The following is a 14,011-nucleotide window of genomic DNA, read 5'->3' as shown; positions in this document are numbered from 1 at the left end:
CAACCACCCCTTCAGGCATAATGAAACCGGCATTCAATTGGTCAAAATCTTCTGTAGGACTGGTGTCAGCCCATTTGCCATACGCAAAAAGCCAAGGTCAGTCGGATGGACTCCGTCAACGGTACATTCATGCGCATCCTCACCCAGCAGGTTAGATCCGTCGTAAAAATAGATGTTGGCATCGCCCAGTTCGCGCCGCTGCTCTACGGTTCGGAGCTGGACTTGTTTGCGGTTCGCCCGATCTTGCGCCATTTGATCATGAAATTTTTCCTTCGCATAAGTGATGCTCATTACAAGGATCGGCGTCAACGGGTGTTTATCTCGGTAGATCTGTATGAACTCGGGCAGTGTTCTCTGAAGCAGTTCAGTAGAAACACAGTTCGCCTCATAATCCAGGATCAGACATGCAGGGTCCGAAATGTTAGAAAGTATTTGAGCCAGCTCAGGTTCTCCCTTACCGTTGCCGGAAAAGCCCAGATTGAGAAACTCCCTGTTGATACGTCTGGATAGTATGTTTGTATAAGCCATACCTGGACGGGCTGCGCAGCCGCCTTGCGTGATTGATGTGCCGTAAACGATGATTTTCCCGCTATTTTCGTAAGCCGGTGGCGGGGCGATCTGCGCTTCCCGATCCAAACCGATCCAAACTTCCTCTACGCCTTGGTAGAGCGGAAAATTCAGCGTAATGATCCGGCTCTCCCGCGCCATATCCTTAAAGAAAACGGCTTCGTATTCGCTCAGCGTGTGATCATAAACAGTTGTACCGTAATATAACTGCTCTCCCGGTCCTCCGATGTAACAGTCAAACCCGCACTGCCCTGTAGCCGTCATATGATACATATTGGCAGTTCCTGTCAGTTTTACTTTAACGCTCAAGGAAGTGGCATACGTCTCGAAACGGATTTGACCGCCAGCCGTGCAGTTGGCCAATTGGTCTACCGCCTCTGAGAGTTTCCAATCTGGTTTTGTCGGCAGCCGGCGGTAAAGCTTTTCTTCGTACAGCCAGCCGAAACCGGCAATATGGAATGGCTTCTCTAGCGGTGAATACCAATTAAAATGATTGTCGCCGGATTGCTGAATTCGCATGTTTGCGTCCAATTGCACGGCGTTAACAGGTTGTTGTTGATTTTGCATCTTACATTCCTCCTCTACTTACTCCTTAATATCCACTCACATTGTAGGGCTTTGTTATCCATTTTCGACTCCGATCCAGCAATCCCTTTTTTTCATTGCCAATGGTTATTAAAGTACCAAAAGAAGTCATGGTCCTCCGCTGTGGCCTCGTTCCCGCTGTATTACAATGAGGATAGCCTGTGAAATCCTGCAGGCTATGAGGAAAAAGGAGGGAATATTTCCGTTGGTACACAAGAACAGCAACCACAGCATTCAAGAATTCCATGCCGATATCGTCGTGATTGGCGGGGGAACCGGCGGTTGCGCAGCCGCGCTTGCCGCTGCCAAATCGGGCAAGATGGTGATCATGACCGAGGAAACCGACTGGATTGGGGGGCAATTAACGAGTCAGGCTGTTCCTCCAGATGAGCACCCTTGGATTGAGCAGTTCGGCTGCACCCGCACGTACCGGCAGTTCCGGGATGGGGTGCGTGATTATTACCGGCGCCATTTCCCCCTTACCGAAGAGGCACGGTCCCGCATTCATCTTAATCCCGGGAACGGTGGCGTTTCGCGGTTGTGCCATGAGCCACGCGCTGCATTGGCCGTTCTGCAGGAAATGCTGGCTCCTTATATTCACAGCGGTAGGCTGCAGATTCTTACCCGGCATCGCGCAGAATCGGCTTACGTGGAAGGTGATGACGTACGAACGGTAACGGTACGCAATTTGCTTACTGGGGAACTCGTGGAGCTATCCGCCGCTTTCTTCCTTGACGCAACGGAATGTGGAGATGTTCTGCCGCTAGCCGGTGCGGAATATGTGACTGGGGCGGAGTCCAAGACCCAAACCGGGGAACCACATGCCGTGGAAGGTGAAGCTCTTCCGCAGGACATGCAGGGCTTTACATACTGCTTTGCGATGGATTACATCGAAGGCGAAGACTACACCATCGAACGTCCAGAGCGCTATGATTTCTGGCGGCAGTATAAAGCCGATTTTTGGCCCGATCGGCTGCTAAGCTGGTCCGGCGTCCGCCCTCATACGCTAGAGCATGTCTCTTATGAACTTTTTGAAGGGACGGAAAAGTACTCTCTGTTCTACTATCGGCGCATCATCGACAGCAGAAACTTCGAGCAAGGCTTTTATTCAGGGAGTATTACACTTGTCAACTGGCCGCAAAATGACTACTGGCTTGGTTCAGTCATCGACGTGAGCGATGAGGAAAGAGAGCAAAATCTGTGGGATGCGAAGCAGCTAAGCCTCTCCTTGCTCTATTGGTTGCAAACGGAAGCGCCTCGGCCTGACGGGGGTTTCGGCTATCCGGGACTTCGTCTACGCAAAGACATCGTCGGCACCGAGGACGGACTGGCTATGTCGCCGTACATGCGGGAGTCACGCAGAATCAAAGCTGAGTTTACCGTATTGGAGCAGCATGTGAGCACAGCCTGCCGACCCGATGGTAAAGCAGAACAATTCGCCGATTCGGTCGGTATCGGCTGCTACCGAATTGACCTGCATCCTAGCACTGGAAACCGTCATTATATCGATGTCTCCTCCCTGCCGTTCCAGATTCCACTGGGCAGCCTGATTCCTGTCCGTATAAACAATCTGCTGCCAGCATGCAAAAATCTTGGCGTCACGCACATCACAAATGGCTGCTACCGGCTCCATCCCGTTGAATGGAACATCGGCGAGGCTGCTGGCTTTCTGGCAAGCCGCTGTATCGACCGTGAACTCCTGCCCCGCGAGGTGCGCAGTATGGAGTCTGAGCTTCGAGACTTCCAGAATATGCTTGTAAGCTATGGGATTGAACTCGCTTGGCCTACCATTCATTCGGTATAAAAATAACCATTCTAGAGACGAGGAGTTTTTCAAATGAGCAAAGTACGTATAGCGGTCATCGGAGCAGGTTCCATTTCCGAAATGCATTTGAAGTCATACCAAAATAATCCAAACGCCGAGCTTTACGCCATCTGCGACCTGAATGAAGAACGTGCTAAGGCGAAAGCTGAAAAATACGGCATAACACGCATTTACACGGACTATAAGGAATTGCTTGCCGATCCGGGAGTCGATGCCGTCAGCATCTGCACATGGAACAATAGCCATGCGCCGATCTCTATCGCCGCATTGGATGCCGGTAAAAACGTGCTTACAGAAAAACCGCTCTGCAAGACGGTGGGCGAAGCGCTAGCTGTGGAGGAAGCGGTCCACCGATCCGGCAAAACACTTCAGGTTGGTTTCGTCCGCAGATATGCCTCTAACACCCGCATCATCAAATCGTTTCTGGAAAACGATGAACTCGGTGACATTTACTACGCCAAAGCTTCGTGCATTCGTCGTCTCGGCAACCCGGGTGGCTGGTTTTCCGATGTCGAGCGTTCGGGCGGCGGTCCACTGATCGATGTAGGCGTCCACGTCATCGACCTATGTTGGTACCTTATGGGCCGGCCGAAGGTGAAGTCTATTTCCGGCAACACCTACAAAAGACTTGGCAACCGCGCCAACGTGAAGAACCTTGCCTTTTACAAAGCAGCGGACTATGACGCTTCCCACAATACCGTAGAAGATATGGCGAATGCGCTGATCCGTTTTGAGAATGGCGCCTCCATTCTTGTAGACGTAAGCTTCACGCTTCATGCGAAGGAAGACGAGCTTACCGTGAAGCTGTATGGCGCTAAAGGCGGGGCCGAACTGGAACCTCAGCTATCCATCGTTACGGAGAAGTACGATACCATCTTGAACCTCACGCCGCAGATCAACAATCTGTCTTTTGATTTTGTTGCCGGGTTTCAGGATGAGATCAATTATTTCATTGAAGTATGCCAAGGCAAAAAAGAAACCATTTCTCCTGTTCAAGATGGTGTTGAAATGATGAAAATTCTTTGCGGTATCTATGAATCTAGTGAAAAAGGCGAAGAAATACACTTCTAAATAAGCAGCTTACGACAAAACTCAAATTGCACCGGTTTAAAACTAGCCCTATCAAATGAATGGAAGGATAGTGAAACCCTTTGAATAAGTCGAAATGGTTGTCTATGACCCTATTGCTCACAATGATCGTTTCCCTTTGGTCCACGACCGCGGTTGCTGCGGAAACCGTCTCTGGCTCCGCTGCCACTGCCGCTGCTCCGACCGCCGCCGATTACATTGAAGTAGAAGCCGCTCCGGTCGACATTACCATTGATATTGAAGGTCCTCGCAAGCAAATTAATGCTGTTGATAAGGATGTAAGCGGCATCACCGATTATGTAGCTTTATTCACACCAGAGTATGCACCTCAGATTACGGTTGGAAAAACTTCCGTCGGCGTTGTCGTCGATGGAGCTAACCAGGTCACTCGGGTGGTAAACCCTTCAGTGAACGGCGGAGTGCCTGTCTGGACAGGGCCTACTGACCTAGTCATCCCTCAAGGCGGTTACATCCTAGTTTCGAATGATGACAGTTGGGCGAACAAAACCTACAAGCAATATCTCGCGAAAAATTTCAAGGTCGGTGACAAAATCAAGCTGCGCAAAAACGGTGAAGTCATCCCTGTCTCTGAATTAATGACAGGACAAGGCCTCAAAGCTCGGCTTAAGCTGAACAACGATGAATGGTTTACGGTAACCGAGCCGAAAACAGTGGTCTCCGGGAAGCTGGAAAACCTTGAGCAAGGTATCCCCTATTCGATTCGTGTGAACCAATCCACGATTGCCTTGCAAGCGAACGGCACCTTCCAGATCGAGGTTGGTCTCACGGAGGGTGTCAATTATCTTGACGTCATCGCCACCAAGAACGCGACGGAAAATGATCGCAAGACGCTTGTCGTGTTTTATAAAAAACAAACCGGCGCCGCGAAGGAAGTCGTCCTCTGGGTCGATCAAGGAACGAATATTTTCAAGTTGCAAACGCCTGAAAATGTTCACGATATGCTGACAAAAGCAAAAGACGCCGGAGTCACGGCAATAGCACTAGATGTTAAAGGTGTAGAAGGCTTCGCCAACTACAAGAAGAACGACCTGACCGGTCGTCCGCATATCTCCCAGATGACCGCGCCGACCCGCGCGGGAGCGAATCCGAACCTTGACATGCTGGAGGAGTTCATCAAGTACGGGCATCAGCTCGGTATCAAAATCCACGCAGCGTTCAATGTCTTTGCCGAAGGCTCACCTGCGCATAACGAATATGGACTGCTGAACCAGCACCTCGACTGGGAAGAGCATGTGTACCGCCCCGAGGATGGAAGCCAGATTCTGCGGCTGCGTGAAAGCAACTATTACAAAACGGGCAAATCCCTCGTCGCTTTCGTTAACCCGGCTAATGATGACGTAAGAGCCTTCGAGTTGAAAAACATGGAAGAAGTCATCAAAAACTACGATGTCGATGGCGTCGTGCTCGACCGGACCCGCTATGACAATGAAACTGCTGATTTCAGCCCGTTAACCCGCTCAAAGTTCGAGGCGTTTCTCGCTGTTCGCGGTAAACAGCTTACAAATTGGCCGGCCGACGTTTTCACTTACGTGAACAATGTCCGGCAATTCGGACCGCTCATCAATGATTGGTGGGAGTTCCGCTCGCAGACGATCAAAACGTTTACGGATGATGTCCGCTCGCTAACCGATCGCTACACGGCATTGAAAGGCCATAGGATCTACTCTTCCGCCTATGTAGGCTCCTGGTTTGATTCTTACTACCTGAACGGCGTCCACTGGGGCAGCCCGAACTTCAAATACGACAGCCGTTTGCAATTCCCGGCGGACAGCCTCTACACGGACTCTTACGCACAAACCGGTTATTCGGGCAACATCGATTTTCTTATGATCGGCACGTATCAAACAACGCAAAAAGAAATCGAGCATCACATTACGCTAGGTAATATTGTGACGAACGGTGAAGTTCCGATGTACGCTAGTATCGCGCTGGCGAACATCCAGGATCCCCCTCTGCAGCGGTCGGTGTTCCAAGCTGGCTTGTCGCAATCGAATGGTCTGATGCTCTTCGACTATTCGCAGGTTAACTGGTCGGTCGTGAAAGCGTCGCTCCAGAATGTAGAATACGTTAAGGATTATCAAGTAGGTTCAAGTGTTCCTGGCAATCAGGAATCGTTCCTTGAAGGCGATTTGTACAATGTGAGCCGGAATGAGAATAATCTCAACGTCTATACAGATACGTTCGGTCTAACGACAGCCACCAGCACCTTTGGTGTCGAAGCGATCGTGGATAGCACCGGAATAGTCACTAAGGTTGTTAACCAACAACAGGCGCTTAGCTGGAACTGGACGAATATGTCACCTAATAACAGCATCATTCCGCAAGGTGGCTTCGTCATCTCTGCTCTGGATGCTTCAGGCGTTCGGACGAGACGACAGCTGGTCGCCAGAACGTACAAGGTCGGCGATGCTGTCAGATCGGCCGTGCTGCGAGGTCACCTAGCCTATGCAAACACCAGCACACCACTGAAGAATCTCGAGATCAAAGGCAATGTCGAAGTGCTTGGGTCGGGAACGGCTGATGTTCGTTTGAACGGCGTTCCGGCAGCGCTGGCTAGCAACGGAGACTTCAGCGGAAAGGTCTTGCTGGAAGTAGGCCTCAATCCCGTAAAAATCTCCGTATACGTTGATGGCCGCAAAACGAACGAAAAAACCGTAACCATAACGCGTACGGCTCCCGTCATCACAGACATTGAGCTTGACTCTGCCGCCTACCGTCTAGTAGCAGGCGACAAGCATTCAACTGTTACGACAGCCGTTTACTCGGACGAAACGAGAGCCGTAGTAACCGGTGCTGTGTTCAGCTCCAGCAATCCTGAGGCAGCAGCCGTTGCCGCAGACGGAACGGTTACCGCGCTGAAGGCTGGAACTGCGGAAATCACCGCTGTCTATGAAGGAAAAACAGCCAAATCAGTCGTTACTGTTGTCGAACTGGCAAGTCTCTCCTTTGAAGAGTCGAAACATAGCCTAGTCAAAGTTGAGACCTTCAATGTACCGCTCCTGGCAACCTACTCGGACGGCATAATGGCGTACATCACCCAAGGTGCGACATTCATCTCTTCGAACGATAAAGTTGCTTCTATTGCTGCTGATGGCACTATTACAGCTGTGAAGTCAGGTTCCACAATCATTACTGCCTCTTATCGTGGCAAACAATCAGAGATTAAGATCAAGGTGTTCAACACTCACAAAGAGAAGATCGAAGATAAAGAGAACGATGATAGCGTGTACGACGAAGCAGCGAACGATAATAGAGAGAATGAAGTTGGAGATATGGGTTAAGGTTTAGCATCGGATAACATCACATGATTCAAAAAAAGCATCCTGTTCCTTCTCAGAGAGAAGGTCCGGATGCTTTTTGGGCAGTTCTGTAAATGAGCCGATCGGTTAGAATCGCGAGTTGGTACTCGCGGGCATTTAGCAGTATTTTCGCAAAATAGAGGTACGTCGTTCCGCTTAACCATAATATCAGCTATTTGCAGTAATTTAGCGCATCGTCGTTCCCCTTAAAGCTCCCATCTCCGTTTACGGCAGCTCCAACCACTGATAAGGCGTCTTCGCGGCCTTCATTCCAAATTCCAGAATTGTCGCAATCGCAATCGTTTCTGCCTGCGGAACCGGAGGCTTACCCGTCTCGAAAAAACCGATAAGATTCTCAATAAACGTCCCAAAGAAATCCGACTCGATCTTTAGAAACTTCGATGCCCCCGCTTCATAACTGAGCGCCATGCTGAACGGGCATTCCCATCCATATTGGTTGATCGTTGCTTGGCGGCCGTCCGCATACCCGATCAGCAGCGCTGGCGTGTTTGCCGTTCCCGTCCACATCACCCGTTTGACATCCGTCCCCATCATCGTGACGATCGGCTCCACCTGGTGAATCGAATAGTTCTCAAATTGTCCTGGTCCTAGACTGCATATGGACTCTATCCCCTGCTTTTCTAGTCCTGTATACTCTGAAGCGAACCGTAAAGCCGAAGTCGAGTACATGGGGGTTCCATGTTTATCTGCGAGTTCGAACATCCGAAAAGCCGCTGCCCGGTTAGGCGCGAACGTTTTATCGATATAAATAGGCTTGCCGGAACGAAGCGGAATCAGCGACAATTCTTCATGGTACTCGGGATGATCCGGCGACAGAACAACCAAGTAGTCACTCTGTTCCACAACCTCCTCGATCGAGTCAAGAAGCTGGATTCCCTTCTTCTCGCTCCATTCCGCATTGCTGAGCTTTCCTTCGATATTAGACTTGCCATAAGCGTACGCGACCTGCATGCTGCCACTCGATGCCTTTTCAATCCAACCAGGATATTTCTCCGCATGCCACTCGTCTAGGAAATAGTCAATAAATCCGATCTTTTTCATCCTTTTCTCACTCCCTCAGAGAAATAAAACCCCCACGGCGTGAACCGCAGGGGAATATTGCGCCTTAAAATTACTTCTTGTTCGCTGCGTACCATTCGTTGACAGCTTTCGTCATTTCGTCCCCGCCATCTGTTTTCCACTGTGCCAGGAATTTATCATAATTTTCGAGCTGTTCTGCACCTGTGATGTATTTCAGGAAGGTGTCTTCCATCAACTTTTGCAGTTTTAAATTGTATTTACCGATTGCTTCAAGCGGAGGTGCAAAAGAGAGCGGATCTACGACGATGTTGCCTTTGGCAGCTTCCTGATTTTTGTTAAATGCATCGGTCAAGATAGGATCTTTACGAACGCGCGCCTGCCAGTAGATCGGGTAGTTTTTCTCATCCACGCCTGTGAGAAACGAAGAAGCATTGTTATACTGGTCGTTGAAAATCGGCAGAATCGGGAAGTAGTTGCCGTTTTCCACTTTGTGGTGAACGCCTTCTTTACCGATCGTTGCTTCCTTGTGAATGTCTTTGTCGAGCTTCAAATCCAGGTATTTGATAATCTCCTCCTTGTTTTCGGCCCATTTCGGAATACCCACATAATAACTGATACCTGCGGAACCCATAACTTGTACTTTGCCATCATCTCCTTTCAGATAAGGAAGGCTTGCGATTTTGGCGTTAGGCGTGTTTTTTAGAAGTGCATTCTGTACGGTAGGGGCATTGAAGTAGCCGTTCGAGATCATAGCTGCTTTGCCGCTCGTGAAATTCTCGATAACTTTGTTCGCCTGATTGAGAGACCACTCCTGATCAATCAATTTCTCCGAATAAAGCTTCTTCATGAACTCTAAGTATTTTTTCATGTTCGGATTTTCTACCACATTGACCAGTTTGCCGTTAACATCCTGCCAGCCGGTCGTTGCGGTCGATTGAACCAGCGTGAGTCCGAAGGTCGGCATGATTTCAGGCACGAGCGGAGATTTCCCGCCGGACAGCGCCATAACATTCTTCTTCTCTTTGATCATTTTCATCACGTTGTACAGCTCATCGCGTGTTGTTGGGGCCTTAAGTCCGAGTTCATCCATCCAATCCTGGCGCACGATCAGCGCTGTGTTGACGATTGTACCTGAACCGGTCTGTGGAATACCATAAATTTTACCGTTCAGCTTGGCCCCGTTCCAGGAGTTTTGGGAGATAACATTTTTCATGTTCGTGCCATATTTGTTCACCAACTCATCAATTGGCTCCAACGCGCCAGAAGATGAGAGCCTAGAATACTGCGGGCCACTGAGCAGCATGAAGCTGTATTTCTCTTTGTTGGCCATGAGCAGGTTGAGCTTATCGTCTGGGTTCTCGACCGGTAGCATATCGTAGGTAACTTTGTAGCCGGTTTTTTCGTTCAGAAACTTCGCCACGACTTCGGCATTGGGATCAAAACGCGCATATTGCAGCAGCGCCTTGAATTCCGGCTTCGGCTTGTTGGTATCTGCAGTTGCGATTGGAGCTGTTGACACAGTCGGTGTTGTGGAACTGCTTGCCGTTTGGCCGCTTCCGCCACAAGCGGTGATTGACGCTGCCAAAGTTGTGATGGACATCAGAGCTAAAAATTTTTTCACCATGAAAGAGCCTCCCTTTTTCGTTCTTTGAGTATGGAGAAGTGCGTAAAACCAAAATTTCATGGAACCATCTTTGAGCCTGCCCACCACCACCCTTCAAGTAATGTTTGTTTGTAGATTCAGCCTTTTACGGAGCCGACCAGAACACCCTTCACGAAATATTTTTGCAGGAACGGATACACGAATATGATCGGCAGTGTCGCCAGAATGATGGAAGCCGCTTGGATCGACTGCGGTGAAACGTTCAGCGATGCGTCAATATTGGTCCGCATGAAGGCATCCGTCGACGAGACGAACAATTCCTTCAAATATAGCTGCAGTGGTTTCATTTCTACCGAGTTGATATAGATAAGCGACGTAAAGTAATCGTTCCAGAACGTAACCGCGTAGAACAACGCAATGGTTGCCAGCACTGGCATCGACAGTGGCAGAATGATGCGCACAAGGATCGTCATATTGCTGGCCCCATCCATTTTCGCCGATTCTTCGAGGCTGTCTGGCAGGCTTTCGAAATAGCTTTTGACAATGAGCATGTTGTACACGTTAATCATTAATGGCAGGAAGAGCACCGGCAATTTGTCGATAAGATTAAGCTTGTGCATGAGTAGGTAAGTCGGGATCAATCCACCGCTGAACAGCATAGTAAACAGGTACATGATGATAAAAAACTTGCGTCCCCGCATCCTCGGCTTAGAAAGCGGATAAGCGGCTAGCGTCGTCATGAATAAAGCGAGCAGCGAACCAATCAGCGTCACAGTAATCGAAACCATAAACGCATTCAGGAATAAGGAATTGCTCGCCACATACTTGTAAGTCCCTATTTGAAAATCGATCGGGTACAAGGTAACCATCCCCGAAACGACCGCCGCCTCGCTGCTAAGCGATTTGGCGATGAGATTGATGAACGGAAAGATGGTGGAAAGTCCCATCAGGATAAAGAAAATATGATTGACCACTGTGAAGATTTTCTCGCCACGGGATGTTGGGATGAGTCCAGACCTTCTAACGGCAGGTGATTGTAAGATGCCTTTTATATGCATAGCTGATCCTCCTTTATTCGCCGTTTACCAGATACCTCGTCCGAAAAACTTACGGGCCAAGCCGTTACCCGTTAAGATCAAAATAAACGCGACCACGGATTCGAATACTCCTACGGCGGTTGAGAAGCTGTAATCCTGTTCACCGAGACCTATGCGATACACATAAGTGCCAATAACGTCTGCGACGTTGTATACGCTTGGGTTGTACATCACGAGAATTTGTTCAGTTCCCGCCTCGAGCACATAGCCGAGACGAAGGATGAACATGAGCAGGATGATCGGAACCAGACCCGGCAGCGTGATATGTACGATTTGCTTCCATTTATTAGCACCATCTATTTTGGCCGCTTCGTATAAGCCGGGATCGATACCGGCCAAAGCCGCCAAGTAAATGATCGTGTTCCAACCAGTCTCTTTCCAACCTGCCGTGCTAATGAGAACCGAGCGGAAAATATGGCTATCCAGGAAGAAACGGATCGGTTCGCCGCCCATAGCGACGATTATTTTGTTGACGATACCGCCGTTCGTGGAAAGCAGATCAATGAACAAACCACTGACGATAACCCAAGACAGGAAGTGAGGCAGATAAACGACGGTTTGCACGCTTTTTTTGAACGCCATGTTCTTCAATTCGTTAAGCAAAATGGCGACCACAATCGGGAGAGGAAAGAGAAATACGATTTTGTAAATAGAAATGATTAAGGTGTTCTGGAACACCTGCAAAAAACTGGCGGAGGAAATCAATTTATCGAAATGCTTCCACCCGACCCATGGACTTGCGGCCATACCATCGAAAATATTGAAATCCTTGAAAGCAATGATAATCCCGTACATCGGCGTGTACTTAAACAGCAGCAGAAATGCGATGCCGGGAATGAGCGCGAGATACAAATCCCAATCTTTCCTGATATCAATCAACAATTGTCGTCTATAGCTCTTTTTACCATTTTTCTTTGTAGATATGACAGTTTCCGTCGTAGTGGTCGTTTCTCGCAAGGTGTTTCCTCCTTCTTACCTGTCTTTCTTAGATTTAGTTTATCACCCACCGTTTTTTTGCGAATTAGAGGAATATTACTTGTTTTGGTACTTTCATAACTTCTCGCTCACATCTGACATACAAAAAAACCTTCCCAGATCAACTGAGAAGGCTGCCAAAAGGCTTGCAAGGAATTCAATGACGAACTTCCCCGGGCGTCACGCCCCAATATTTACGGAATACTCTTGTAAAATAGCTCACATCCCTATACCCGACACCAGCTGCGGCGTCGTATACCCGTGCTCCCTCTTGCAGGATTGCCTTGGCCCGCTCCATTTTACGTTCCAGTACATAGGTGGAAAAAGCCTTGCCTGTTTCCTGCTTGAATAGACGGCTAAGGTAGGATGAGTTGACATACAGCCGGTCAGCGACAGCATGCAGCGTCATTTCCTGATCGATTTCATTTTCGACGAGACTTAATATGGTCTTGATCATGCCATGACTCGTCGATTTCCGCCTCTGGCTGGCATAGGTTAAATACGCTCTTACCATCCGCTGCAGCCAAAATAGAATTTGTTCCTTTGCGGCCAGCTCCAAATGATTATGGAAATAAACGTAATCCTCACCGGCCACTTCCCGTACTGGCCAGCCTTGTTTCTGGATCATGCAAATAAAGAGACTTGTGAAATAAAGGATATGCTCATGCATGTCTTCAACCGTTTCCGCTTTGGCCATGCCACCGTCCCAGAGAGCTGTTAACGTTTCAACCGCTTTGTCGCCGTCCCCCGTTTCGAGTGCGATCTCCAGCGCTTTCTCCAGGTTTGGCTGAAACGAAAGTTCAGGTTCTCTCCCCTGCTCTTCCCGATACGGGATCGTCAGATCATAGCCCAGTACGATCCGATTCTGTAACGCACGAACCGCCTGTACGTACAGCTTGTTCAGATCCTCTTGGCCGCCTGTTATCCCGCTAATCCCCGCGCTTGCACTTAGCCTAAGACAGCTTCGTATAGTTAAAAGCAGCTTTTCGATCACTGCATTGATTTTCTGGAGGGCTACTCCAGACTCTTCATGTCCATCCAGCTGGAACACGACAACCGTGCAGCCCGCATAATCGGTAGACACCCAACAAGGTGTTGCCAGCAATGTTTCCTTCACGATACTGCTCAGCGAAAATTGGAGCAGCGAAATATCTTTCTTGCTGAATCTGGTTTCATCCTCCAACAGCGGGTCCATATCGACTACGGCAACAGCATATTCGGCATCTTTTTGTAAATCCAGTTGAAGAAACTTGCTTTTCTGTTCAAGCTCCCAAGGTTCATACTTTCCGTTCAGCCACCCCTGGAAGAATTCATTGATTAGGTGTGGAAGATGCAGCTTCCATTTTAGCTTTAGCTCATCCTCATTATGGCGCTGCTCAAGCTCACTCTTCAACCGATCGGCCGCTTCGAGCACCGACTCCAATATCTCCTCGTCCCCTGCCGGTTTTAACAAATATTTCATAACACCAAGCCCCAATGCCTCTTGAGCGTATGCGAAATCATCATGTCCACTGAGAACAATGATTTTCAACAAAGGTTCGGTTTGGCGAAGTTGTCTAGCTAAAGTCAGCCCGTCCATCTCCGGCATCTGCAGGTCCAGCAAGATGATCTCAGGCTTTTTGCGGTCGATCAGCCGCAGCGCTTCCATTCCGTTTCCAGCCTGGCCGACGACTTCTATTCCGTGCTTGTCCCAGGGGATGTTGTTGGCTAGTGCGTTTCTGAGGCGGACTTCATCTTCCACAATTAATAAATTCATAGTCGGAATCTCCTTGATGGATAAGATGTATTCAGAACACCTTCGCTCATGACACGGTATTTTCCTGCCTTGTCTCTTCTTTGAGTGTTGGTATAGAAATTATCATATCTGTGGCAGACTTGATAGGGGACAGTGGTTACTTTCTTTGGTATT

The 14,011-nt window shown here is 49.0% G+C and carries 9 protein-coding genes; 3 read left to right on the top strand and 6 right to left on the bottom strand.

Annotated elements, in window-relative coordinates:
* Positions 1-33: 33 nt before the first annotated feature.
* The gene (locus tag QFZ77_RS20995; RefSeq protein ID WP_307442375.1) at positions 34-1,134 is read right to left on the bottom strand and encodes an SGNH/GDSL hydrolase family protein; all 1,101 of its coding nucleotides are present in this window, start codon (positions 1,132-1,134) and stop codon (positions 34-36) included.
* A 196-nt stretch (positions 1,135-1,330) separates the two neighbouring features.
* On the opposite strand from QFZ77_RS20995, the gene QFZ77_RS20990 reads away from it, so the two are divergent.
* The 3 genes from QFZ77_RS20990 to QFZ77_RS20980 all read left to right on the top strand — a co-directional run bounded on the left by QFZ77_RS20990 (position 1,331) and on the right by QFZ77_RS20980 (position 7,368).
* Positions 1,331-2,956, top strand: a complete 1,626-nt coding sequence (locus tag QFZ77_RS20990) for an FAD-dependent oxidoreductase (protein WP_307442373.1) — start codon at positions 1,331-1,333, stop codon at positions 2,954-2,956.
* Positions 2,957-2,989: 33 nt separating this feature from the next.
* Positions 2,990-4,048 (top strand): Gfo/Idh/MocA family protein, encoded by a 1,059-nt coding sequence (locus tag QFZ77_RS20985; RefSeq protein ID WP_307442371.1) that lies wholly within the window; start codon positions 2,990-2,992, stop codon positions 4,046-4,048.
* An 80-nt stretch (positions 4,049-4,128) separates the two neighbouring features.
* The gene (locus QFZ77_RS20980) at positions 4,129-7,368 is read left to right on the top strand and encodes an Ig-like domain-containing protein (protein WP_307442369.1); all 3,240 of its coding nucleotides are present in this window, start codon (positions 4,129-4,131) and stop codon (positions 7,366-7,368) included.
* 243 nt (positions 7,369-7,611) lie between these two features.
* Here the strand turns inward: QFZ77_RS20980 and QFZ77_RS20975 are convergent, their stop codons facing one another.
* From QFZ77_RS20975 to QFZ77_RS20955, 5 genes are all read right to left on the bottom strand, one after another.
* Positions 7,612-8,448, bottom strand: coding sequence for a Gfo/Idh/MocA family oxidoreductase (locus QFZ77_RS20975; protein ID WP_307442366.1), 837 nt, complete (start codon positions 8,446-8,448; stop codon positions 7,612-7,614).
* A gap of 70 nt (positions 8,449-8,518) precedes the next feature.
* Positions 8,519-10,051: a type 2 periplasmic-binding domain-containing protein gene (locus QFZ77_RS20970; RefSeq protein WP_307442364.1), complete on the bottom strand. Its 1,533-nt coding sequence runs from the start codon at positions 10,049-10,051 to the stop codon at positions 8,519-8,521.
* A gap of 116 nt (positions 10,052-10,167) precedes the next feature.
* Positions 10,168-11,088 (bottom strand): carbohydrate ABC transporter permease, encoded by a 921-nt coding sequence (locus tag QFZ77_RS20965; protein WP_307442362.1) that lies wholly within the window; start codon positions 11,086-11,088, stop codon positions 10,168-10,170.
* Positions 11,089-11,112: 24 nt separating this feature from the next.
* The gene (locus QFZ77_RS20960; protein WP_307449697.1) at positions 11,113-12,051 is read right to left on the bottom strand and encodes an ABC transporter permease; all 939 of its coding nucleotides are present in this window, start codon (positions 12,049-12,051) and stop codon (positions 11,113-11,115) included.
* Between the two features lie 208 nt (positions 12,052-12,259).
* The gene (locus tag QFZ77_RS20955; RefSeq protein ID WP_307442361.1) at positions 12,260-13,858 is read right to left on the bottom strand and encodes a response regulator; all 1,599 of its coding nucleotides are present in this window, start codon (positions 13,856-13,858) and stop codon (positions 12,260-12,262) included.
* Positions 13,859-14,011: the final 153 nt, after the last annotated feature.

Origin of the sequence: Paenibacillus sp. V4I3 (genome assembly GCF_030817215.1) — a bacterium.
Classification (GTDB): domain Bacteria; phylum Bacillota; class Bacilli; order Paenibacillales; family NBRC-103111; genus Paenibacillus_E.
This window is presented reverse-complemented; position numbering and strand designations above follow the sequence as displayed.